This is a genomic window from Mesorhizobium sp. WSM4840 (genome assembly GCF_055811755.1).
Genome location: NZ_JBVVQD010000027.1, coordinates 1 through 21,497, shown reverse-complemented (window position 1 = coordinate 21,497; position 21,497 = coordinate 1). Strand labels below are relative to the sequence as shown.

Annotated in this window: 22 protein-coding genes and 1 pseudogene; 13 read left to right on the top strand and 10 right to left on the bottom strand. The window is 62.6% G+C overall.

From position 1 onward, the window contains the following. The first annotated feature begins 144 nt into the window (after positions 1–144). Both AC0L3I_RS27965 and AC0L3I_RS27960 read left to right on the top strand, forming a co-directional pair. Positions 145–1,092: an aldo/keto reductase gene (locus tag AC0L3I_RS27965; RefSeq protein WP_473529024.1), complete on the top strand. Its 948-nt coding sequence runs from the start codon at positions 145–147 to the stop codon at positions 1,090–1,092. A gap of 146 nt (positions 1,093–1,238) precedes the next feature. Continuing rightward, complete coding sequence (locus AC0L3I_RS27960) at positions 1,239–1,856, top strand: LysE family translocator (RefSeq protein ID WP_473529023.1); 618 nt, start codon at positions 1,239–1,241, stop codon at positions 1,854–1,856. Positions 1,857–1,882: 26 nt separating this feature from the next. On the opposite strand, the gene AC0L3I_RS27955 is transcribed toward AC0L3I_RS27960, so the two are convergent. Continuing rightward, on the bottom strand, positions 1,883–2,677 hold the full coding sequence (locus AC0L3I_RS27955; RefSeq protein ID WP_473488119.1) for a lysophospholipid acyltransferase family protein: 795 nt from the start codon (positions 2,675–2,677) through the stop codon (positions 1,883–1,885). A 102-nt stretch (positions 2,678–2,779) separates the two neighbouring features. Beyond that, positions 2,780–3,691: a LysR family transcriptional regulator gene (locus AC0L3I_RS27950; RefSeq protein ID WP_473529022.1), complete on the bottom strand. Its 912-nt coding sequence runs from the start codon at positions 3,689–3,691 to the stop codon at positions 2,780–2,782. Between the two features lie 107 nt (positions 3,692–3,798). Between AC0L3I_RS27950 and AC0L3I_RS27945 the strand changes: the two genes are divergently transcribed. The 3 genes from AC0L3I_RS27945 to AC0L3I_RS27935 all read left to right on the top strand — a co-directional run bounded on the left by AC0L3I_RS27945 (position 3,799) and on the right by AC0L3I_RS27935 (position 5,582). Then, positions 3,799–4,350: a carboxymuconolactone decarboxylase family protein gene (locus AC0L3I_RS27945; RefSeq protein WP_473529021.1), complete on the top strand. Its 552-nt coding sequence runs from the start codon at positions 3,799–3,801 to the stop codon at positions 4,348–4,350. A 116-nt stretch (positions 4,351–4,466) separates the two neighbouring features. Next, positions 4,467–4,937 (top strand): nuclear transport factor 2 family protein, encoded by a 471-nt coding sequence (locus tag AC0L3I_RS27940; protein ID WP_473488121.1) that lies wholly within the window; start codon positions 4,467–4,469, stop codon positions 4,935–4,937. A 12-nt stretch (positions 4,938–4,949) separates the two neighbouring features. After that, a complete protein-coding gene (locus AC0L3I_RS27935) occupies positions 4,950–5,582 on the top strand; it encodes a pyridoxamine 5'-phosphate oxidase family protein (RefSeq protein WP_473488122.1) in 633 nt (210 codons plus the stop codon). Between the two features lie 24 nt (positions 5,583–5,606). Here AC0L3I_RS27935 and AC0L3I_RS27930 read toward each other — a convergent pair whose 3' ends face one another. From AC0L3I_RS27930 to ftsE, 3 genes are all read right to left on the bottom strand, one after another. Then, positions 5,607–6,329, bottom strand: coding sequence for a YdcF family protein (locus AC0L3I_RS27930; RefSeq protein ID WP_123148632.1), 723 nt, complete (start codon positions 6,327–6,329; stop codon positions 5,607–5,609). Positions 6,330–6,407: 78 nt separating this feature from the next. Then, positions 6,408–7,397 (bottom strand): cell division protein FtsX, encoded by a 990-nt coding sequence (locus AC0L3I_RS27925; RefSeq protein WP_473529020.1) that lies wholly within the window; start codon positions 7,395–7,397, stop codon positions 6,408–6,410. Beyond that, on the bottom strand, positions 7,390–8,049 hold the full coding sequence (ftsE, locus tag AC0L3I_RS27920; protein WP_010911739.1) for a cell division ATP-binding protein FtsE: 660 nt from the start codon (positions 8,047–8,049) through the stop codon (positions 7,390–7,392). Before ftsE ends, AC0L3I_RS27925 begins: the two co-directional genes overlap by 8 nt. Positions 8,050–8,241: 192 nt before the next feature. On the opposite strand from ftsE, the gene AC0L3I_RS27915 reads away from it, so the two are divergent. The 3 genes from AC0L3I_RS27915 (at position 8,242) to AC0L3I_RS27905 (ending at position 10,190) form a co-directional block, all read left to right on the top strand. Beyond that, positions 8,242–8,880, top strand: coding sequence for a hypothetical protein (locus AC0L3I_RS27915; RefSeq protein WP_473529019.1), 639 nt, complete (start codon positions 8,242–8,244; stop codon positions 8,878–8,880). A 26-nt stretch (positions 8,881–8,906) separates the two neighbouring features. Next, positions 8,907–9,449: a hypoxanthine phosphoribosyltransferase gene (gene hpt / locus AC0L3I_RS27910; RefSeq protein WP_292424711.1), complete on the top strand. Its 543-nt coding sequence runs from the start codon at positions 8,907–8,909 to the stop codon at positions 9,447–9,449. A gap of 369 nt (positions 9,450–9,818) precedes the next feature. Then, entirely contained in the window at positions 9,819–10,190 is a 372-nt protein-coding gene (locus AC0L3I_RS27905) for a response regulator (protein ID WP_027153386.1), read from the top strand. Positions 10,191–10,310: 120 nt separating this feature from the next. Here the strand turns inward: AC0L3I_RS27905 and AC0L3I_RS27900 are convergent, their stop codons facing one another. Next, positions 10,311–11,261 (bottom strand): DMT family transporter, encoded by a 951-nt coding sequence (locus AC0L3I_RS27900; protein ID WP_473529018.1) that lies wholly within the window; start codon positions 11,259–11,261, stop codon positions 10,311–10,313. A 281-nt stretch (positions 11,262–11,542) separates the two neighbouring features. Between AC0L3I_RS27900 and AC0L3I_RS27895 the strand changes: the two genes are divergently transcribed. From AC0L3I_RS27895 to AC0L3I_RS27880, 4 genes and pseudogenes are all read left to right on the top strand, one after another. After that, positions 11,543–12,400 carry a LysR family transcriptional regulator gene (locus tag AC0L3I_RS27895; protein ID WP_473529017.1) on the top strand — a complete coding sequence of 286 codons (858 nt, stop codon included), beginning with the start codon at positions 11,543–11,545 and terminating at the stop codon, positions 12,398–12,400. 68 nt (positions 12,401–12,468) lie between these two features. Beyond that, positions 12,469–12,582, top strand: a pseudogene (locus AC0L3I_RS27890) (IS630 family transposase); the annotation flags it as partial. A gap of 370 nt (positions 12,583–12,952) precedes the next feature. Further along, a complete protein-coding gene (locus AC0L3I_RS27885) occupies positions 12,953–13,477 on the top strand; it encodes a hypothetical protein (RefSeq protein WP_473488128.1) in 525 nt (174 codons plus the stop codon). Between the two features lie 91 nt (positions 13,478–13,568). Then, complete coding sequence (locus tag AC0L3I_RS27880; protein WP_473488129.1) at positions 13,569–15,011, top strand: DUF1254 domain-containing protein; 1,443 nt, start codon at positions 13,569–13,571, stop codon at positions 15,009–15,011. A 560-nt stretch (positions 15,012–15,571) separates the two neighbouring features. Here the strand turns inward: AC0L3I_RS27880 and AC0L3I_RS27875 are convergent. Together AC0L3I_RS27875 and AC0L3I_RS27870 are read right to left on the bottom strand one after the other, a co-directional pair. Then, the gene (locus AC0L3I_RS27875) at positions 15,572–18,220 is read right to left on the bottom strand and encodes a TIGR02302 family protein (protein ID WP_473529016.1); all 2,649 of its coding nucleotides are present in this window, start codon (positions 18,218–18,220) and stop codon (positions 15,572–15,574) included. A gap of 173 nt (positions 18,221–18,393) precedes the next feature. Further along, positions 18,394–19,335 (bottom strand): threonine/serine dehydratase, encoded by a 942-nt coding sequence (locus AC0L3I_RS27870; protein WP_473488131.1) that lies wholly within the window; start codon positions 19,333–19,335, stop codon positions 18,394–18,396. Positions 19,336–19,384: 49 nt separating this feature from the next. Here AC0L3I_RS27870 and AC0L3I_RS27865 point away from each other — a divergent pair, with 49 nt between their 5' ends. Beyond that, positions 19,385–19,687, top strand: coding sequence for an ArsR/SmtB family transcription factor (locus AC0L3I_RS27865; RefSeq protein WP_192365059.1), 303 nt, complete (start codon positions 19,385–19,387; stop codon positions 19,685–19,687). Between the two features lie 75 nt (positions 19,688–19,762). Here the strand turns inward: AC0L3I_RS27865 and lysA are convergent, their stop codons facing one another. After that, positions 19,763–21,031, bottom strand: coding sequence for a diaminopimelate decarboxylase (gene lysA, locus AC0L3I_RS27860; protein WP_473529015.1), 1,269 nt, complete (start codon positions 21,029–21,031; stop codon positions 19,763–19,765). 52 nt (positions 21,032–21,083) lie between these two features. Further along, the gene (locus AC0L3I_RS27855) at positions 21,084–21,290 is read right to left on the bottom strand and encodes a lipoprotein (RefSeq protein WP_095493413.1); all 207 of its coding nucleotides are present in this window, start codon (positions 21,288–21,290) and stop codon (positions 21,084–21,086) included. Positions 21,291–21,497 lie beyond the last annotated feature (207 nt).

Here is a 21,497-nt window from a genome sequence, read left to right as displayed (position 1 = left end):
GCGGTGGATCGCGCCCCCGGATCGCGCCCTTGTGAAGCAGTGGTCCGTCGGAAAGAATGGCCAGGCCTTTGACCTCGGCGCGGTGAGACCTAGGTAAGCGAGGGCTTTTCGTCCGCTCCTTTCCATTCCCCACGGAGATCAGTCTTGCAGAAACGTCGTCTCGGTCAAACCGACCTGTCCATCGCGCCGCTGGTTCTGGGCGGCAACGTCTTCGGCTGGACCGCCGACGAGAAAACTTCTTTCGACCTGCTCGACCGCTTCGTCGGCGCCGGTCTCAACGCCATCGACACCGCCGATTCCTACTCGCGCTGGGTTCCCGGCAACAAGGGCGGCGAATCCGAAACCATCATCGGCAAATGGATGAAGAGCCGCGGCAATCGCGACAAGGTCGTGGTGATCACCAAGGTCGGGTCGGATATGGGGCAGGGCAGGAAAGATCTCTCCGCTGCCTATATCGAAAAGGCCATCGATGCGTCGCTGCAGCGGCTACAGACCGATGTCGTCGATCTCTATCTGTCGCACTGGCCGGACTCGACCACCCCCTACGAGGAAACGCTCGGCGCCTACCAAAAACTGCTCGCCAAGGGCAAGATCCGCCATGTCGGCGCTTCCAATCTCGACGGCGGCCAGTTGCGCGCCGCGCTCGACGTGGCAAGCCTGCGGGGCCTGCCGCGCTATGCGGTGCTGCAGCCGGAATACAATCTCTATGATCGCGCCTCCTTCGATGGGCCGCTGCGCGATCCGTGCATGGCCGAGGATATCGGCGTCATCAGCTATTTCAGCCTCGCCAAAGGGTTTTTGAGCGGCAAATACCGCAGCGAAGCCGATCTCGGCAAAAGCGCGCGTGGCGACGGCGTGAAGGGCTATCTCAACGGGCGCGGCATGCGCATCCTGGCAGCACTCGACGCCGTGTCGACGCGTCACGCGGCCAAGCAGGCGGAAGTGGCGCTCGCCTGGGTGATCGCGCGGCCCGGCGTAACGGCGCCGATCGCCAGCGCCACGACGCTGGACCAGGTCGACAGCCTCGCCCGCGCCGCATCATTGAAGCTCAGTCCGGACGATATCGCTGAGCTCGACAGCGCGAGCGCATAGACGCCAGCGCGAAGCGGCGGCTTGATCAACAGCAGCCAAGGACCGTGCGCGGCCTGCGCCGGAAGGCTCCCTGCACGATCGTTCAAGACGCCCTGGTCTGTCCTGCCATACCATTGCCCGCATCGCGCCTGGATACTGGTATACAGATGTCCGAACTGGTCTTTTCCCATCCGGAACTATGGCAGCAATTGCTCGCACTTGTGCTGGCATCGGCGGTCGTGATGGGTAGTCCGGGGCCGGCGACGATAAGCGTCACCGCCGTTGGCGCCGCCTTCGGTCTGCGCGATTCGCTCCGCTACGCCTCGGGCATCATTCTTGGGACGGTCGCCGTGCTTTTGGTCGTGGCGACGGGCATTACGGCCATGCTTGCCTCTGTGCCGAAGCTTACACCGCTCCTGGCGCTGGCATCCGCAGCCTACATCCTCTACCTCGCCTTCAAGATAGCAACGGCTCCGCCTCTGGCAGCGCGTACCGGCGGGGCGGCACGTCCCACATTCCTCGGCGGGTTTCTTCTGGCCGTCGCCAACCCGAAAGCCTATGTGGCGATTGCCGCCGTATTTGCCGGCACGTCGTCCGCCGGTGAGCTCGATGCAGGGCTCAAGCTGGCGGTCCTCGCTTCGATGATCGTCGCCATCCATGTCCTGTGGCTTCTCGCCGGAGCAGCGTTTGCGCGCTTCCTGCGCAAACCGCTGGCCTCGCGGATCATCAATCTGACGTTCGCGGCGACACTGGTTTTGACAACGGCGCTGGCTGTGATTCCCTAGGGGATACTGCCGACCAAGCAGATGGTTCAGGCCGGGGTATCGGAGCCAAGTTCCCTCAGCCGCTTTACCGCTGTCGGCGGCATTGGCGGCGGGTTTGGCGCCTGGGACGCCTCGATGAGCAGCTGGTCACAGGCGGCTTCCGTCTCGCCGATCAGCCGTTCCATGAATTCCTCCTTGCCCAACCCCGCCGGGATCGGCGGCAGGAAGCGCGCCTTGATCGTGCCGGGATAGCGCAGGAATTTCCGGCGCGGCCAGTAGAGGCCGGCAACATGGGCGACCGGCACCACGGGAATGCCAAGCTGGGTATAGAGCTCGACGATGCCGTATTTATAGGCCGGCTCGTCGCCCGGCGCCCGGCGCGTGCCCTCGGGATAGATGATCAGCTGGCGGGGATTGCGCGCCAGCTCCTGCCTAGTCGCGGCGACCACCGCTTTCAGCGCCTTCGAGCGGCTGCCGCGGTCGACCGGGATCATCCGCATTTTCAAAATGTACCAGCCGAAGAACGGGATCCAGGTCAGTTCCCGCTTCAGGATGTAGATCGGATCTTGCAGGAGGGGGAAGAAGGCGATCGCGTCCCAGAAGGATTGGTGCTTCGGCGCCAGGATGAAGGAACCCTCGGGCAGGTTTTCCTGGCCGGTGATCTCGCTTTTGGTGCCGGCGATCTTGTCATAGAGCCACATGCTGGTGCGCGACCAGAATTTCGGCACAAACCAGGCGCGGTGGCGCGGCGACAGAAAATAGTACGGGGTCCAGAGGACCATCTGGACGATCAGATTGACGTAGAAGACGAGGTTGAACGCCAGCGAGCGAATAAGGAGCATGTGGGAAGTGCCCGGTGAGGAGGTGTGCGTTGGTTACACCAAGCGCGAGCAAAAGGAAACGATGCGAGATCGATCCGACTTGATGAACCCGCTATCCGTACGTCAGGCCTGCCACGTCGCTTGCACCAGCCGCTTCTTCAGGCGTGGGGCGGCGAAATCGAGGAACGCGCGCAGTTTCACCGGCAGTAGACCCTGGCCGGCATGCACGAGACTGACCGACCATGGCTGCGGCTCGAATGCCTCCAGCACGGTGCGGAGCGTGCCGGACCGCACCGCAGCAGTGATCTGGTAGGAAAGCACCCTCGTCATCCCGGCGCCGGCAATCGCGGCATCGATCGCCGCTTCCGCGGTGTTGACCCGAAGCCGTGAGCGGATCGGAACAGTGAGGTCGCTCTTGCCGGTGGAAAAAGTCCATGCGGCAGGAGCGGTGAGCCCTTCGAAGGTGACGCAGCTGTGTGCCGCGAGGTCTTTCGGCGTCTTTGGCATGCCGTGCTCGGCCAGATAGGCCGGGCTCGCGCAAACAACGCGCCGGATCGAGCCGATGCGCGTGGCCACCAGGCTCGAGTCGGGAAGCTCGCCGATGCGGACGGCGAGATCGATGTGCTCCTCGGTCAACTGGGTTATCCGGTCGGCGAGCATCAGGCGGATAGCCACGTCGGGGTAGGCGGCAAGGAAGCCGGTGACGACCGGCAGCACATGCAGGCGGCCAAAGACGATCGGCGCGGTGATGATCAGATCGCCCGTCGGGGCGCTGTATTCGCCGGCGGCGGCACGCTCGGCCTCGCCGACCTCGTCGAGAATACGATGGCAGGCAGCGAGGTAGGCGTGACCCGCGTCGGTCAGCGTCAGCTGCCGCGTCGAGCGGTTCAGGAGACGCGTCTTCAGATGCCGCTCCAGGCCGGAGACTTTGCGGCTGACCGTTGCAAGCGGGATGCTAAAACGGCGTCCGGCGGCCGAAAGGCTGCCGGCCTCCACCGCGGCGACGAAAAGCGACATGGCCTCGAGGCGATCCATACTTCTCCCGGAAATTGGAAGGATCAATTGCAAATATGACAGCTACATCCGAATGATGGAAGGGGCCATGTTTTGGCGGCGAAGCTGATCAATGAGAAGGAATGCCGATGCCCCGTATCCCTACGCCCGCGTCCATAGAGGCCGCGCCTGCTGCGTCGCAGCCGATGTTACATGCCGTCGAGAAGCAACTCGGCGTCGTGCCAAACCTCTTCAGGCTTGTTTCCAATAGCCCGGCTGCGCTTGAAGGCTATCTCAGTCTGTCCGGAGCGCTTGCCAAAGGCCGCCTGCCCGCGCCGACGCGCGAGCGCATCGCTCTGGCGGTCGCCGAGATCAATGGCTGCAGCTACTGCCTTTCCGCCCACACCTATCTCGGCAAGAACCTCGCCAAGCTTGACGATGCCGAGATGGTCGCCAATCGCGGCGGCGGGTCCAACGACCCCAAGGCCGCCGCAGCGGTGCGTTTCGCCGCCAAGATTGCGCGCGACCGCGGCCATATCGGTGACGAGGATCTCAGCGCCGTCAGGCTCGCAGGCTACGACGATGCGCAGATCATCGAGATCGTCCAGCATGTCGCTCTCAATGTCTGGACCAACTATGTCAATGAGGTTGCCAGGACGGAGATCGACTTTCCTGTCGTTTCTGCCCGCAAGGCAGCCTGAATTCAGCGACCACTGTGTCGGCTTTTTGGAAAATCCGATGCTCAAACAAAAGAGATAGAGCGGCGGTACGGTTCGACTTGAAAGTCCGCCGCTCTAGCCCATCGCAAGGAGTTCCCATGTCTGAAAGCCGCCCACCGCTACCGCCATTCACCGCCGAGACCGCCGCACAAAAGGCACGCATGGCGGAGGATGCCTGGAACTCCCGTGATCCGGCACGGGTCGCGCTTGCCTACACAATCGACAGCCGCTGGCGCAACCGGGCCGAGTTCCTGCAAGGGCGCGACGCCATCCAGACCTTCCTCACACGCAAATGGGATCGCGAACGCGACTACCGGCTCATCAAGGAGGTCTGGGCGTTCCGCGACAACCGTATCGCCGTGCGTTTCGCTTATGAATGGCACGACCACAGCGGCTCGTGGTTTCGCAGCCACGGCAACGAGAACTGGGAGTTCGATGAGCTTGGATTGATGCGCTTGCGCATCGCCAGCATCAACGACCTGCCGATCCTCGAGGCCGACCGCAAATATCATTGGCCGCTTGGCCGCCGGCCGGACGACCATCCCTCTCTGACGGAACTCGGCCTTTGAAGGAGGCTTTCCATGAATGCTCACGTCTTCACCAGCGATGTCGCCTTTACGCCAACCGTCAAGGCGATCCAGGCCCGCAAAGGCTCACGTGATGCCTATGCCCGTGTCGAGGAGCGTGGCGGCTGGCAAGCCGATATCACGCCCGATCTCGCCGCCTTTATCGAGGCGCAGACCAGCGTCTTCCTGTCGACGGCCAATGGTGAGGGCCAGCCTTATATCCAGCATCGCGGCGGGCCGGCCGGCTTCCTCAAGGTGCTCGACGAGCGGACGATCGGCTTCACGGATTTCTCCGGCAACAGGCAATTCATCACCCAGGGCAATCTGGACGACAACCCCCGCGCATTCCTGTTCCTGATCGACTATGCCCACCGGCAGCGCATCAAGATCTGGGGCAGCGCGCGTGTCGTCGAGGACGATGCCGAACTGATGGCGAAGCTGATGCCGGAAGGCTACAAGGCGCGCCCCGAGCAAATCATCCTGTTCACGGTTTCGGCTTGGGATTCCAATTGCCCGCAGCACATACCACAGCGTTTCGAAGCGGCCGATGTGGCGGCGGCGCTGGCCGAGAGGGACAAGCGTATCGAATGGCTCGAACAGGAGAACGCGCGTCTGCGTGACGCCTCAAGCGCCACAGTCAAGGAATGATGCCGCTGCCGGTTCCAGATCGGCTCAGTTCGGCGCAGCAGCCTCGGCCAGCGCGACGCCGGTTGGCGTTGGCTTTACCGGCACGATGCCGCGGGCCAGCGCCAGCAGATATTTGTTGTATTCGGTGAACAGCACGCGCAGCGCCCTCGGCTTGGTCAGCCAGCCGCCATTGCCGAGATTGCTGTTGACCACTGGATAGGGCTCGAGCTTGGCCTTGTGCAGCAGCCGGCCCATTTCCAGCAGGCTGCGCGGCATGTGATAGTTGTTGGTGACAAGAATCACGGTGCCATAGGCGTGGTCTTCCACCCACTTGGCACTTTCCTCGGCATTGCCGATCGTATCGAGCGCGGCGCGGTCGATATCGACGCAGCAGGAAAACAATTTCTTGTCGCCGCGGGTCGCGACCTGAAGCTGGCGGCGGCTGGCGGAAGGATGCACGCCGCTGATCAGCAGCCGCTCGCCCTTGCCGGATGCCAGCAGACCCATAGCGGCGTCGAGACGTGAATGGCCGCCGGTCAGCACGATGATGGCATCGGCTTTTGCCGGATTGGTAGGCGTCGCGAGACGGCTGACGGTGTTGGCGAACCAGCCGAAGCCGCCGGCAAACAGCGTTGCCAGCACGAGCAGAAAGAACGCGGAGATGCGCAACGCGCCTGCCAATCGGCTAGGCTTGGCGCGCTCGCGGGAACGCGTAATCACCAAGGGCAACTGTCCAGCCATTCCGGTCGAGTCGCGCGCGTCCATCATCTTTATCGTTAACCCCGAAATGCGGCGTTTAGTAGGTGAAAAAGCACACATTACGTTACGTTAATTCTCTATTCGTGATCACCCCGCGTCCGGTTGGCGGACATCGATGTCGCTGAGATAGGTGACGACGGTGGCATGGGAGGTTGCCGCCGTCAGCGCACCGATGACCAGCACCATGAGGACAACGCCGAGATAGCCCGCCGAACCGATGGCGAAATTGCCGAACAAGGCGGTCGCCTGATCTGCCTCAGGCGTTGCCATGTTGCGCGACGACCACCATGAGAAGACGATGAAGACGAGCACCGCCGCCGCACCCCCGGCGGCTGCACCCTTCATGCCGGTGACCAGAAAGTGGTGGCGGAATTCGCGCGCGATGAAGCGCGCTTCGGCGCCGACGAAATGCAGCACCTCGATGATGTGGCCGTTGCCGGCCATGGCGCCGCGCGTCGCGAACACCACGGTCAGCACGGTTGCCGACAGCATCAGCGCCAGCACGGCGATGCCGATGGTCACCGTGGTGCGGGCCATGGCCACCAGCCGGTCGACCCAGGTGCGATGGTCGTCAAGCGCTGCACTGGGCAGTTTCGGCGTGATCGCGGCGCGCATTGCGGCGAAGTCGGGCGGGTTGTTCTCGTCTATGGTGACGATGATCAGACGCGGCACCGGCAGGTCGTCGATGTTGAGACCCGAGCCGAGCCACGGCTCCAGTAGCCGCGCCGTGGCATCGCGGTCGACGATCCTGGCGCTCTTCACGCCAGGAAATTCGCCAGCGATCTGCGAGGCCTGGGCAAGTGCTGCCTCCATGTCGAGGCCGTCTACCGGCTTGATCTGGATCGTCGCCTCGCGTGAGATCTGGTTCTCCCAGACCGAGGCGGTGTCGCGCACCAGCGTCACCGCGCCGAAGGTCAGGCAGGAGAGGAACGTCATGATGGCGATGACCAGGACCAGAGCCCGGCCGGCGATGTTCTGCGCCGGCACGATCGGCGCCATCTTGCGCTGAACGCGCTGCGTCGTCGCAGCCTTCACGGCGTGCTGGTCTTCGACATGGTGAACGGAATGGTCAGTCATAGATATCCAGCCTTCCGCCGGCCAGGATCATGCGCCGTGCGTCGACCTGTTCCATCAGGCCGAGGTCGTGGGTTGCGATCACCACCGCGGTGCCCAGTCGGTTGAGTTCGATGAACAGCCGCAACAGGCGCCGCGCCAGCGGCGGATCGACATTGCCGGTCGGCTCGTCGGCAAGCAGGATCTCGGGCTGCTCGATCAGCGCCCTGGCAATTGCGGCACGCTGTTTCTCGCCACCCGACAGCACCGGCGGCAGCACATGCATACGCTCGCCAAGGCCGACCCATTTCAAGAGCTCGGTCACGTCGGTGCGGTAGCTCGCCTCCTCGCGACCGCGCACGCGCAGCGGCAAGGCCACGTTCTCGTAGGTCGTCATGTGGTCGAGCAGGCGAAAGTCCTGGAACACGACGCCGATGCGCCGCCGCAGATGCGGCAGCTCGGTGCGCGAGATGCGCGAGCGGTCCTTGCCGAAGATGGTGATCAGTCCGCGCGTCGGCTTGAGCGACATGAACAAAAGCCGCAGCAGCGTCGTCTTGCCGGCGCCCGAAGGGCCGCTCAGGAACTGGAAGGAGCGCTCCGGTATGTGCAAGGAAATGTCGCGGAGGATTTCCGGTCCCATGCCATAGCGGAGGCCGACATTTTCGAAGCGGATCACGTTCGACGACCTGAAACTTGCGGCGGCGACGAGCCAGCCTTCTCTGAGAAAAGACCATCGGCCGGCATGGTTAACCGGCGGTTAATTCTGAGGTTTTTTGGGTGCGTCACAGGGGTACCGATGGGGAAGCGTTAACCATTTCCGTTTACGCAAAAGAAACGAAGAGCGAACAAGTTCCGTAGTGCTGGGGCCATGATGGCTGAGGATCGAACCGCGCGCCCGGTTTCCGGCGAAATCATGGCCGACACGGCCGCGCCGGAACGCATCATGCGTGATCCGGCCGACGACATCGTCGATGCCGACTACGAGGTGCTGACGCGCCGCACCGCCAGCATGGACCCTTCACCGCCGTTTTCGCGCGTGATCGCCACGCCATCGCTCGAAGGCATGGACATGCTGCGCAAGCCGAAAGCCGCGATGGAACGGCTGCGGGCGCGCGGCGGTCCGATCTTCTGGATCGCCGGCCTCAGTGCCGTGTTTGCAGCCTTCTGGGTCTCGGGCGGGCACGCGCTGGTGCGCCAGGCGCCGCTTCTTCTTGCGGCACAGGAAGCGGGCGTTGCACTCACCATTTCAGGCGTTACGTCGCGTATCGATGCGTCCGGGCCGAAACCTGTCCTGTTCGTCGTTGGCGAGGCCGCGAATGACGGCGCCAGTCCGTCGCCGTTGCCGCCGCTGGAAATCCGGGTCACCGGCAATGACAGGCGCACAACCCGCTATACGCTGGAGACATTCAACCGTTTGCTGGCGCCCGGCGAAAGATTTGGCTTTTCGAGCCGGCTCGACATGCCTAGAAACGGGGTCAGGACCGTCTCGGTCACCTTCGCCAACTAGGGCGATCATTTCTGGAAAGGCTGCCAATGCCAGTCGTGCGCGGCAAGGATATCGAGGTTCTGTTTTCGGCGTCGGCGATTGCCCGCCGCAATCTGGAGCTCGCCAAGGAGATCGCCGAGCGCGACTATCACGACCTTCTGGTGATTTCGGTGCTGAAAGGATCGTTCATTTTCGCTGCCGATCTCATCCGCGCCATGCACGATGTCGACCTGTCGCCCGAGGTCGAGTTCATCTTTATTTCCAGCTACGGCGCCGGCACCACCAGCGGCGAGGTGAGGGTGCTGCGCGACATCGACAACGAGGTCGCCGGCCGCGACGTGCTGTTGATCGACGACATTCTCGAATCCGGCAAGACGCTGTCCTTCACCCGCGACCTGATGCTGTCGCGCGGCGCCAAAAGCTGCGCCATCGCCGTGCTGCTCGACAAGCGCATGCGGCGCCAGACCGCGCTCAACGCCGACTATGTCGGCTTCGACTGCCCCGACTATTTCGTCGTCGGCTACGGCATGGATGTCGCCCACGCCTTTCGCGAACTGCCGTTTGTAGGCGTCGTCAAGGGCGACGCCTAGGGTGTGCTGATATTCAGGTGAGGCCGGCCTGCAAACAGCGGCTTCCTGCGCTTACTACAGCGCCGCGCGCCTTCTTGGGCGCGCAAAGGACGCTGTAGAACTCTGATTTTGCGCATGACCTTTCCGAAATCAAATTCGATTTCGAAATCATGCGCGGGCTCACGTACCAAAAGTAAGCTCCGCTCCGGTTCTCGGAAGCCGCTGTTTTCGACTCGGCCTGACCTGAATCTCAACACACCTTGGTGCTCGATCCGTGCGCTGGGCTTGAAATCGCTGTATGCAATTCTTCGATGCGGCGCGCTCCGGATTTTCTCCCTGACTGCGGTTGCGGTTCAGAAAAAGTCAACTTTTCCACGCCAACATTCCGCTATGGCAAAGCTCCTGATCGTCGAGGACGATGAATCCGTCCGCACTCTCGCCGCCCGCGCGCTCGAACGCGCCGGGCATATGATCGACATCGCCGCCGACGGCGCGCAAGGGCTTGCCCTGATCCGCGCTGCACGTGGCGGCTACGACCTTGTCGTCTCCGATATCCGCATGCCGGAAATGGACGGCATCCAAATGGCCAAGGCGGCGGCGTCGCTTTTCCCGGCGATGAAGATCTTGCTGATGACCGGCTATGCCGACCAGCGCGAGCGCGCCGAGGAATTGAACGGCGTCATTGTGGATGTCGTGCAGAAGCCGTTCACGCTGGCCGAAATCCGCGCGCGTGTCGAACAGGCGCTCGCCTGTTTTGCCTAAAGCGCGTCGCGCCCGAAGGGATTCATGCGATGCTTTAAGTTCTTGTTTTTATGCATGTCGTCGTCCCAAACCGCTGCGCACTTTTGGGCGACATGCATTAGAATCCAAGCCTAATCGCGGTCAGGCGGGATCGCAGGTCGCCGCGATTGCCGGCCCGCTGCTCCGGCGCCGGCTGGCATGGAGCGCGAACAGACCGGCGCCGATGATGAGGGCGGCGCCGACGACGGTGGTCGATCGCGGCACTTCGGCAAAGAACAGGAAACCCCACAGCGGCGACCAGATGATGCCGGTGTATTCGAAAGTGGCGACGCTGTTGGCGGGCGCCAGCCGGTAGGCTTGCGACAACAGAATCATCCCGGCCGAAGCGACGAAGCCGCAGGCGGCCATCGTCAGAAAATCGATCGGCGTCGGCCAGATCCATGGCCTGACCAGGAATTCGAGGCTCGGATGCGTGGCGTGAGCTATTCCTGCCAGCCAGAACAGCCCGGCGACCGCTGCAGCGCCCAGGAGATAGACGCCGTTTTGATAGAACGCCATGACCGTGGATGATTCGGTGTCGCCGATCTTGCGGGCCATCAACTGCGAAAAGCCGTACAGCACCGCCGAGGCCAGCGACAGCAGCGCCGCCCAGTCGAACAGCCCGGCACCGGGCCGCAGCGTCACCAGCACGCCCAGCATCCCGACCATGACGGTGACCAACGTCTGCCACGCCACGCGTTCGCCGAGATAAGGGCCGGCAAGCGCCATGATGAACAGCGGTGCCATGAAATAGAGCGCCACCGCGTCGGCAAGCGGCAGGGCGGCGATTGCCAGGTAGTAGACCGTGTAGGAGGTGAACAGGATGAAGGCGCGCATCGTCAGCATGCGAAATCGCTTCGAAAAGATCGCGCTGAGCCCAACATCGGCGTGAACAAGAGCGAGAAGAATGGGCAGGGCGACGATCGAGCGGATCGCCATCACCTCGGTCACCGGATAGGTGCTCGATACGGCCTTGATCAGCGGATCCTGGAGCGAGAACACCAGAACGCCGAGGCAAAGGCTTGCCATGCCGAAAACGATCCGGTTCTGCATGTCGTTCGACGGCTCCTTGCGTGTGCGGCCCGAGAGCTGGGCCTGGAAATTTTTGGTTTATGCATGTCGTTGCCCCAAAACCGCTGCGCACTTTTGGTCGACATGCATCAAAAAGAACCCGCCACCGTTTCGGGCAGCGGGTACGAGTGAGGACTCTAGATTGGTCCGCGGCCGATTTCGCAGCCGCATATCCAATGGGTGAAGCGACTATTATCCGCCGTTTGACATGTTGCAAACGAATTGGAATGATACCAGCAATCAGATTTTCTTATGGCGGACAAATGAAGCCCACGCTTGACAGCGATCTGCTGCGCACCTTCGTCGCGGTTGCCGAAACCGGCAATTTCACCAAGGCAGCGGAGCAGGCCGGCCGTACCCAATCGGCGGTTTCGATGCAGATGAAGAAGCTCGAAGATGTGGTCGGCGACAGCCTGTTCGAGCGCGGCTCGCGTGGTGTGGCGCTGACGCGCCGCGGCGGCGAGCTCATCGTCAACGCCCGACGGATCGTATCGCTGCTGGACGAGACGGCGGCATCGATGGTCGCGGCGCCGCTTGGCGGGCCGGTGCGCATCGGCATTCCCGAGGAATATGGCCACGCGATTCTGTCGCGCGCGCTCGGCGCCTTTGCCAAGCGCCATCCTCAGGTCGACATCACCGTCCGCTACGCGCATTCCGGTGCGCAGATCGCGGCGCTCGCCGCCGGCGAGCTCGATCTGGCGGTGGTGTTCGAATGGCAGGATCTGTCCGGCGGTGAGGTGCTGATGCATGACCCGACCGTGTGGGTGACGTCAGAGCTGCATCACATGCATGAGGAGCGGCCGGTGCCAATCGCACTCTACAACCGTGCCGGCTGGTGCAAGGATTTCGCCATCAAGTCGCTGGAACAGCGCGGTCTCGCCTATCGTGTCGCCTATACCAGCGATACCAATGGCGGCCTGCGGCTCGCTGTCACCTCCGGGCTGGCGATCGCGCCGATCTCGCGCAGCAACATCCCGGCCGGCTGCCGCGAACTTACGGCAGCCGATGGGTTCGGCGACATTGATTCCTCGAACGTGGTGCTGCGGCGCAATCCGAACGCCTCCGGCGAGGCCATCGACGGCATGCAAGAGGCGATCCGAGAGGCGTTCACCAACCGCTAGTGGTATGCGCCTAACATAAGAGTCCAGCTTGGGATTCCCTTTGTCGCGTGCGCATGCGAGTCGTCGGCATGCGTACAGGAATATCCCTCACCGTTTCGCCGACCGATCGCCAGCGCCTGGCAGCGCTGATCAAGGATCGCAATGCGCCCCAGAAGCACGTCTGGCGCGCCGAGATCACTCTGTCAGTTGATCAAGAAAACGACCGCCCCGAACGATTCGAACTATCACGCGAATCGCGGCAGCAATCTTCGACGCGGGAGGCTACAAGGACGGTGCCGAGCGTGAAAGTGCCTGGCTCCCGAAAAATGTACTGGCGTTGGCGAAAGAACGCTCATCAAAGAAATGTCGATGCGATTTTGCTCGTTCAAAAGATATCGAGTTTTTCATTAACTGACTAAGGAGGGCCGGATACCTTGCCGCCGCCTAATCCCGGGCGTCTTGTTTTTTCTATGTAGTATACGGTTATTTACGTTGCCAAAGGTCAGGCAAAGCGCCAACGTCACTGCGGGGATCGGATTTCGTGGACAAATCTGGCAAAGAGGGGATTGCAAAATGACCACCCGACGAAACCTTCTCCTAGCCGCCTCGGCTCTCGCCGCGACAGCGACGTCGCTGAAGTTGCGGCCTGCCGAGGCGGCCGACGACATTGCCGACTTCCTGTTCGTCCAGACCGCCGATGCGATGACCTACGACAAGGCAACGAACAAGCTGACGCTCGTGGATATTGCGACCTCGACGCTGTTCTTCACGGATCGGCCGGAGCGCGTCGCCGGCAATATGAAAACGGCGGCCTTCGTCCCGTTCTGGAGCACAGGTAAGGACAGCTTCCTGTCCGACCCGCCGAACGCCGACCTGTCGATCATTGAGGGCGAGGAACTCAGGCAGGTCGTGGTCGTCCTCAAGGACCCACAACTGAACGGCAGCGACCTCACTTATACGGTCCAACTCGTCGACGGAGAGATGCCCGACAAGGGCTCCGAGGTGTCGGTCTTCATCGACATCATCGGCATGCCGCTGACGCCGCTATCGTATGCTGGGGTGGCAAGGCGATCGTTCAGGCGGGCGGTGCTCTATTGATCCTGAAAACCGAGCGGGCAGTTCGAAGGCCTTTTTAGCAACTATCAGTCGTCGGACAGGTCACTGGGCCTGGGAAAGTCTGGAGGATGAAATGAACGTGTCACGTCGCACAGTTTCGCTCGGCGGCTTAGGCCTGCTTGCCGCTACGTCGCTAAGACCGACGGCGGGCAATGCCGAAGGTTTCGTTGCAGATCTGATCGGGGGTTCAGACGAATTCGGCTTAGCGGTCGAAGCCTACACCTATGGCTACCCGCTGATCACCATGGAGATGACCCGCCGCGTCGTCACCAACGTCGCGAAACCCAAGGGCACCAAGGGCCCAATGGGCCACGTCATCAAGCTTCGCGCGTATCCGGACGCTAGTTTCACCGACGTGACCGCTCCCAATGCGGACACCCTTTACACCACCGCATTCGTGGATGTGGGGAAGGAGCCATGGGTCGTCAGCCTTCCGGATATGGCGGATCGTTACGCTCTGTTCCCAATGCTTGACGGTTGGACGACAGTGTTCGACGTTCCTGGCAAACGCACGACAGGGACGGGCGCGCAAACCTACGCAATCACCGGACCCGGCTGGGAGGGCAAGCTCCCCGACGGCGTCAAGGAATACAAGTCGCCAACCAGTTTGGTCTGGCTGCTGGGTCGCATCTATTGCACCGGCACCAAGGAGGACTATGCCGAAGTGCATAAGCTGCAGGATGAGGTGAAGCTCGTTCCTCTGAGCGCCTACGGCACCGACTGGACTGCGCCGGCCGGCAAGGTCGATTCGTCGATCGACATGAAGACCGCTGTTCGTGAGCAGGTCAATGCGATGGATGCTGTCGAGTACTTCACGCTCCTGTGTGAGCTGATGAAGACCAATCCTCCAACGGAGGCGGATGCGCCGATGGTCGAGAAAATGGCCCAGATCGGCATTGTGCCCGGTCAGGATTTCGACAAGAGCAAATTCGATCCGTCGTTTGCGAAGCGTATCCCTCAGGTCGCTTTCGATCGCATCATGCTGCACTTCAAGTTCAGTGACGGCGACGTGAAGGATATCAACGGGTGGGGTTACACGACCAAGACGGGCATCTATGGTACGAACTATATTCAGCGCGCCCTGGTCACGGCAATCGGGCTCGGTGCAAATCGTCCCCAAGACGCCGTGTATCCGACTTCGATGAAGTCCGACAGCGGCCTTATCAGCCGCGCCTATTCGGGCACGGAGAAATACGTCCTGAAGTTCAAGAAGGGGAAGCTGCCTCCGGTCTCGGGCTTCTGGTCGCTGACTATGTACAACGAGAAGTATTTCTTCGTCGACAACCCGCTCAATCGCTATTCCATCAGCGCCCGCCAACCGCTGCAGGCGAACGCTGACGGCTCGGTCGATCTCTTGATCCAGAACGAGTCCCCGGGCGCTGACAAAGAGTCGAACTGGCTGCCGGCTCCGAAGGACAAGTTCGTCCTGATGATGCGGCTCTACTGGCCGAATGAAAGCGCCCCTTCGATCATCGATGGCTCGTGGGTTCTGCCACCGGTCAAGAAGGTGAGCTGAAGCCGGTCTTCGACGCACGGCCCGGGATTTTCAAGGATTTACCTTCGACCCCGGGCCAGCAACTGGACCCAGCATCGGGTGGGTCGGGCCTGTTCTTCGCTGCGGCGTGATAGGCCACGTCCCGCAGAGGGCGACAAGCTGCGAGCGACAATGTCATTGGATTGAGAAATTATCGCCTGCAATGACCACCATCGTGAACGTTGGCTTCCGCCCCTGGGGGCGGTCATAGCTTCATTGCTTCGCGTAAGCTGCAACGGGTCACGACTTCCCGTTCAAATTCTCTGAGGGAAGGGCAGAGAAGGGTCGAGAGCGGTATTTCGGGTCGGGTACCAAGCGTTGGATTTTGACCACTAGAGCATCGGACCCAAAAGCCTGCCCTCGGGCCTGACCCGAGGGTGGGTACCGGTTTGGGAAAATCCGATGCTCAAACAAAAAGATAGAGCGGCGTCACGGTTCGACGTGATAGTCCGCCGCTCGAGAGCATGTCGCCTAATTGCGCAGCCCGGCGATGTCGGCCGCCATGACCGTGCACGCCGATCTTCCTGATATAGAGGGCAGCTTTACTTCAGCTCCAGCAGCCGCTCCAGATAGCTGCGCTCGATGTCGGGGCTGAGCGCGTTGCCGAGCCGCTTGCGGATCGCTTCGAGGATCTGGCGGGCGCGCTGCACATCGATCTCGTCCGGCACCTTCACCGAATCGCCGAAATCGGGACCTTCGGTGGCGCGCGGCCGGCCGAGCGGATCGCGGTCGGCGTTCTGCTGGCGGCCGCCCCGCTCGCCTTCGCCCTCGTCGCCCTGCATGGCCTGCAATTGCTTCATCATGTCCTTGGCGCCCTTGCGCAACGCTTCCAGCGCGCGGCCCTGGTGACCGACGGCCTGGTCGCCATCGCTGTCGCCAAGCGCCTGTTCGGCGTTGCCCATGGATTTGCCGGCCTCGCCAAACCCTTCATTGGGCTCGAGACCCATGCCTTCGAGGCCTTTTCTCAGCTGCTCGAGGTCGCCTTGCAGCTTGCCCTGGCCTTCCTGCAACCGCTTCAGCGCGTCGGCGAATTCCTGCGGCGTCATCGGCTTCGGCCGGCCGAGCGGATCGCGGTCTTCACCTGGGCCGGGCTGCTCGCCCTGTTCGCCCATTTGGCCCTGCTCACCGTTCTCACCGAGCTGCTCATCGCGATTCTGCCCGCGCTGTTGCTGGCCGCGCTGCATCTGGTCCAAGCGGAAGGTCTCGTTCATCATCTCCTGCTGGCGCCGCATGATCTCGCCGAGCTTGTCCATCTGCTGGCGCATTTCGCTGTTCTGCTGGCCGCCCTGCTGCTGACGTCCGGCCTGCAGATTGTTCATCATGTCCTGCAGTTGCGAAAGCAATTGCTGCGCGCTGTCGCGGTCGCCTGATTTCGCCAGGTTTTCGATCTGGTCCATCATGCGTTCGATGTCGCTCTGGCGCAGTTCCTGGCCGTTCTGCTGCATCTGCGGCGCGTTTGGATTCTGTTGTGCGCGCTGGGCAAATTCCTGCAGGAACTGGTTCATCGCCTCGCGCAGTTCCTTCATCGCCTTGTCGATTTCCTCGTCGCTGGCGCCGTTCTTGATCGCGTCCTGCAGCGCCTGCTGCGCCTGGCGCAGCCGCCTCTCGGCTTCCGAAAGATTGCCTTCCTCAATGCCGAGCGCGATCTCCCACAGATAGGCGACCTCGTCGCGCAACTTGTCGTCATTGTCGGCCATCTTCAACCGGGTGCGAGCGCTCATGATGGCGAGGTAGTGCGCCATGTTGTCGAACGTGTCTTCGGGCCTGAGCGTGATCGCGTCCATCAGGTCGAGCACGCGGCTCTTGGCGTTGGCGTCGAGCGCCAGCACGCGGCGCTGCTCGATCACGGCCCTCGCCAGCGGGTTGGAGAAAGGCCGCTCCGGCATCACCAGCGTCTTGGTTTCGCTGGTTGCCGTATGGCCGGCATCGTCGGTGGCGACAAGCCTGAGCTTGATGTTGCCGCCGGCCCAGACATGCTCGGTCAGGTCCTTCGTGGTCTTGGCGGCATTCCCCTTGGCGCCGCGGCGCGGCAGCGTCAGCGGCATTTCGGGCGGGCCATAGAGCGGATGCGCATTCGGCGCCGGCGGGTCGGCCAATACGAAATCCGCCTTGGCGGAGGCCGCGCCATAGTCGTCGTCGATCTGGTAGTTGAGTTCGAAGGAGCCGTTGACGGCGCGTTTCGGCTCGCCGACGAAGCGGATCTGCGGCGGCTTGTCAGGGATCACTGCGAAGGCCCAGTTGCCGAGTTCGTCACTGCCCGAGTTCAGCGTCAGCGTGCCGTTGGCGGTCAGCTTTCCGGTAAACTGGCGCACCGTAGATGGCGTTGCCGTAGAGGGCGTTGCCGCCGCCGGCTTGGCCGCGTCGGCCTGCTGCCCGGCCGGCTCGATGGTGCGGGCGTTGCCGTCGGCGTCCGCGTAGCTCAGCGTTTCCTCGCCGGAACCGCCGGTGACGCGCAGCGACACATCGCTGCCTTCCGGAACAGTGAAGGTGGGCGCAGCCTGATTGCCATTGTCGGCGAGGGCTGGGTTGGCGAGGGCTGGGGACGTGAGGAAGACCGGCGGCCTGCCGGTGTAGGCCGGCGGCGTCACCCAGGCGTCGATGCGCGGCGGCACGGCGTCCCGCGCCGCGTGGGCACTGAACCCGTCTGCGATGCGGCCGCCCGACGGTCCGAAGGAGAAGGCAAAGGCGGTGACCAACAAAAGCGCCGCCACGGCGCGCAGCCCCCACGGGTCGCGCTCCGGCACCCGGGTGCGCGGCAGGTCGCCACCGAGGTTGCCGAGTTTTTCGGCCATGCGTTTCTGGTGCTCGCGCCACAGCGCTTGCGAAAATATGCTTTCCCTGCCGCTCGGCCGGTCGGTCTGCACCAGCACCGGGCTGTGCAGCAACTGGTTGGCCGCCTCGATGCGCCGGTCGATCTCGGCGCTGGTCGGCACCCGGAAGAAACGTAGGGGATAGAGCGCGGCAAGGGCTGCGATGCCGAACACTGCCATGAGGCCCATGCGCGCCGCGTCGGGCAGCAGAAGGAAGAGGCCGAGCCACGAGGCGCTGAGGAACAGGCTGGCGACAATGAGCAGCGGAAGCAGCAACGGCCAGCCACGCTCGACCGTCATCGAGACCCGCGTCGCCAGTCTGCTCAGGGCAAGGCGCCCGGCCAGGCTGCGATCGCTGGTGAAGGTGGGTCGTTGCGTCATCGGCCCTTCCTGCTCGGGCGGGATAACCCGAACCTCACAAATCTATCGCACCGGCCCGAAAATCGGATGCGAAGGACTCAAAGTTTTAGATGCACGTCACTCGAAGCATATCAACAAACACGGCGAAGGCGAGGCGGTTCCCGAAAACGTGAACAATACTGCCTCCATTATCGTCAGAATTTAGCCGGATTGGCGTTTGCACCGCAGACCAGCACGGCGACACGCTCGCCCGCAGCCGGCGCGTAGCGGCCGGACAGGAGCGCTGCGAACGCCGCTGCGCCGCCCGGCTCGGATATGATTCGCACCCGGTCCCAAAGCGCCGCCTGGGCGGCGATGATCTCGTCGTCGCTGACCAATATGGAACGCTCGACGAAGGCCTCGGCGATTGGAAACATCATTTCGCCGACGCGCTTCGGCGCCAGCGAATCGGCGGCGATGCCCTCAGTCGGCGCATCGACGGGCTGGCCGGCCTCGAAGGCGCGATAGAGCGTCGGTGCACCCTCGGGCTCGACGGCGATGATCCTGATGCGGCCGGCAAACCAGGCGGCGATGCCGCCGATCAGGCCGCCGCCACCGACGGCGACCAGCAGCGTGTCGAGCTCCGGCAGGTCAGCCTCGATCTCGAGGCCGAGCGTGCCTTGCCCGACAAGCGTTTCCTCCTGGTTGAAGGCGTGGATCTGCAGCGCACCGGACTTTTCCGCGAAACTTTCGCTGGCGGCCAGCGCCTCGGCATAGCGCGCGCCGCCGACGACCAGCTCGGCGCCGTAGCCGCGGATGCGTTCCAGCTTGGCCGGCGGACTCACTTCGGGAACGAAGATCGTCGCCTTGTGGCCGAGCCGCATGGCGGCATAGGCGACCGCGGCACCATGATTGCCGCCGGATGCGGCGACGACGCCGGCCGCGGGAACCGGCCGTTCGAGAAGATTGGTGAACGCGCCGCGCGCCTTGAACGAGCCGGAATGCTGTAGACATTCGAGCTTCAGGTCGACGGCAAGAGGCGGACGGCCGAAATCGGCCATGTCGACGCGCAGCACCGGCGTGTGGCGCACGAATGGCCGGATGCGCGGCTCCATTGCGGCGATGCGTTCGCGGGTGATTATATTGCCGTTCAGCATGGTCTGCTCCCGAGGTTGACATCACTTAGTAACTTAGCAAAATGGCTAAATGCAAGAGGTTGATGTCTTCAAGGCGATTGCCAACGAGCGCAGGCTGCAAATCCTCGATTGGCTGAAGGACCCGCGCGTGCATTTTTCGCCGCAGGCCGATGGCGATCTGGTCGAGGACGGCGTCTGCGCGCTGCTGATCGCGGAAAAGCTTGGCATCACCCAGGCGACGCTCAGCGAGCATATGCGGGTGCTGACCCAGGCGGGCCTTCTGCGCAGCAAACGCATCAAGCAGTGGACATTCTATCGCCGCGACGAGGGCAGGATCGCCGAGACCAGGGCGCTGATTCAGCACCGGCTGTAGCGCTACAGACGATCTATTCTTGTTTGACCATGATCTTTTCCGAAAACCGGTTCCCACTTTTTCGGGATCATGGGTCTATTCCAGCCAATCAGGCAGAGAATCCAGCCCGATCAGCTCGTCATAGGTCTGGCGCGGGCGCACGACATGGAAACGGTCGCCGTCGACCAGCACTTCGGGCACCAGCGGCCTGGTGTTGTAAGTGCCGGCCTGCACCGCGCCATAGGCGCCGGCGGTGGCGACGGCGATCAGGTCGCCGGCCTTCAGCCGCGGCAGGTCGCGGTCGAGGCCGAGATAATCGCCGGTCTCGCAGACCGGGCCGACGACGTCGACCGTCATGCGCGGCGCCGCGGCCGGCTGCTGCACCACCGGCTTGATGTCATGGAAGGCGTCATAGAGTGTCGGCCGGATCAGATCGTTCATCGCGGCGTCGACGACCAGGAAGTTCTTGGCGTCGCCCTCCTTCACGAAGATCACTTGCGAGACGAGGACACCGGCATTGCCGACGATCAGCCGGCCCGGCTCAAACATGACCTTCAGTCCGAGCTTGGCGACGTGCTTCCTGACGATCTGGGCATAAGCGTCCGGCAACGGAGGGGGGCTGTTGTCGACGCGGTAGGGAATGCCGAGACCGCCGCCGAGATCGATATGCTCGATGGCGTGCCCGTCGGCACGAAGCACGCCGACCAGTTCCACCAGCAGCGCGAAGGCGTCGTCGAAGGGCTGCAATTCGGTGATCTGGCTGCCGATATGGGTGTCGATACCGGTGACCTTGATGCCAGGCAGTTCAGCCGCGCGGGCATAGACCTGTCGCGCCTTCTGCCAGGGAATGCCGAACTTGTTCTCGGCCCTCCCGGTGGAGATCTTCTTGTGGGTCTTGGCATCGACATCCGGGTTGATGCGCAGCGAGATCGACGCCACCTTGCCCAGGGCCGTGGCGCGGGTCGACAGCAGTTCCAGTTCCGGCTCGGATTCGACGTTGAAACAGAGAATGCCGGCCGAGAGCGCAAAATCCATTTCGCGCGCGGTCTTGCCGACGCCCGAAAACAGGATCTTGTTGCCCGGAATGCCGGCGGCCAGCGCGCGGCGCAGTTCGCCTTCCGAGACCACGTCGGCGCCGGCGCCGAGTTTTGCCAGGATCTTCAGCACCGCCTGGTTGGAATTCGCCTTCATGGCATAGCAGACCAGCGCGTCGAGCCCGGCAAAGGCCTGCGCAAACACGTGGAAATGCCTGGTCAGCGTCGCCGTCGAATAACAATAGAACGGTGTGCCGACGCTTGCGGCGATATCTGATATCGCCACGTCCTCGGCATGCAGCACGCCGTCGCGGTAGTCGAAATGGTTCACGAGAGCGGTTCCGGAAGTTGGAGCACGATGAGATCGGCCGATCTCATCGGCTCTAGATCAACGGGTCGAGAATGAACTTCTTGTCCTTGACCGGTTTTTCCGGCTCGGGCGGCACGGGCTGCTCGGCCTTTTGTGCATCCTTGCGCGCCTGCACGGCCGCCTCATAGGGCGTCTCGAGCCCGGCTTTCCTGCCGCAGGCCGTTACGGTTGCCAGCGCCGCCAGCAGCGCGAGCGTCACCAAAATCCTGCTTGCGGTCATCGATCCATCCGTCCGAAACTTTTGCCCGCCGCTTTTAGCCGAGTTTTTCTGGCATTGCACCTAGTGTGGTGGATTTGAAGTTCCTGTCATTGATGGCATTCGCGTTAAGGAACTTCAAATCCAAAACCACACTAGTGTCATGATCGCGTAATTCGTGCGATTATTGCGTTGATTCGATTGGAGATGCGATGCATGGGACGAGTTGCT

What these genes read in the sequence shown, in the direction of transcription:
- AC0L3I_RS27960 (WP_473529023.1), top strand. Translation starts at nt 1,239, where the DNA reads ATGTCCGAACTGGTCTTTTCCCATCCGGAACTATGGCAGCAATTGCTC.
- AC0L3I_RS27955 (WP_473488119.1), bottom strand. Translation starts at nt 2,677, where the DNA reads ATGCTCCTTATTCGCTCGCTGGCGTTCAACCTCGTCTTCTACGTCAAT.
- AC0L3I_RS27950 (WP_473529022.1), bottom strand. Translation starts at nt 3,691, where the DNA reads ATGGATCGCCTCGAGGCCATGTCGCTTTTCGTCGCCGCGGTGGAGGCC.
- AC0L3I_RS27945 (WP_473529021.1), top strand. Translation starts at nt 3,799, where the DNA reads ATGCCCCGTATCCCTACGCCCGCGTCCATAGAGGCCGCGCCTGCTGCG.
- AC0L3I_RS27940 (WP_473488121.1), top strand. Translation starts at nt 4,467, where the DNA reads ATGTCTGAAAGCCGCCCACCGCTACCGCCATTCACCGCCGAGACCGCC.
- AC0L3I_RS27935 (WP_473488122.1), top strand. Translation starts at nt 4,950, where the DNA reads ATGAATGCTCACGTCTTCACCAGCGATGTCGCCTTTACGCCAACCGTC.
- AC0L3I_RS27930 (WP_123148632.1), bottom strand. Translation starts at nt 6,329, where the DNA reads ATGATGGACGCGCGCGACTCGACCGGAATGGCTGGACAGTTGCCCTTG.
- AC0L3I_RS27925 (WP_473529020.1), bottom strand. Translation starts at nt 7,397, where the DNA reads ATGACTGACCATTCCGTTCACCATGTCGAAGACCAGCACGCCGTGAAG.
- AC0L3I_RS27915 (WP_473529019.1), top strand. Translation starts at nt 8,242, where the DNA reads ATGATGGCTGAGGATCGAACCGCGCGCCCGGTTTCCGGCGAAATCATG.
- hpt (WP_292424711.1), top strand. Translation starts at nt 8,907, where the DNA reads ATGCCAGTCGTGCGCGGCAAGGATATCGAGGTTCTGTTTTCGGCGTCG.
- AC0L3I_RS27905 (WP_027153386.1), top strand. Translation starts at nt 9,819, where the DNA reads ATGGCAAAGCTCCTGATCGTCGAGGACGATGAATCCGTCCGCACTCTC.
- AC0L3I_RS27900 (WP_473529018.1), bottom strand. Translation starts at nt 11,261, where the DNA reads ATGCAGAACCGGATCGTTTTCGGCATGGCAAGCCTTTGCCTCGGCGTT.
- AC0L3I_RS27895 (WP_473529017.1), top strand. Translation starts at nt 11,543, where the DNA reads ATGAAGCCCACGCTTGACAGCGATCTGCTGCGCACCTTCGTCGCGGTT.
- AC0L3I_RS27885 (WP_473488128.1), top strand. Translation starts at nt 12,953, where the DNA reads ATGACCACCCGACGAAACCTTCTCCTAGCCGCCTCGGCTCTCGCCGCG.
- AC0L3I_RS27880 (WP_473488129.1), top strand. Translation starts at nt 13,569, where the DNA reads ATGAACGTGTCACGTCGCACAGTTTCGCTCGGCGGCTTAGGCCTGCTT.
- AC0L3I_RS27875 (WP_473529016.1), bottom strand. Translation starts at nt 18,220, where the DNA reads ATGACGCAACGACCCACCTTCACCAGCGATCGCAGCCTGGCCGGGCGC.
- AC0L3I_RS27870 (WP_473488131.1), bottom strand. Translation starts at nt 19,335, where the DNA reads ATGCTGAACGGCAATATAATCACCCGCGAACGCATCGCCGCAATGGAG.
- AC0L3I_RS27865 (WP_192365059.1), top strand. Translation starts at nt 19,385, where the DNA reads ATGCAAGAGGTTGATGTCTTCAAGGCGATTGCCAACGAGCGCAGGCTG.
- AC0L3I_RS27855 (WP_095493413.1), bottom strand. Translation starts at nt 21,290, where the DNA reads ATGACCGCAAGCAGGATTTTGGTGACGCTCGCGCTGCTGGCGGCGCTG.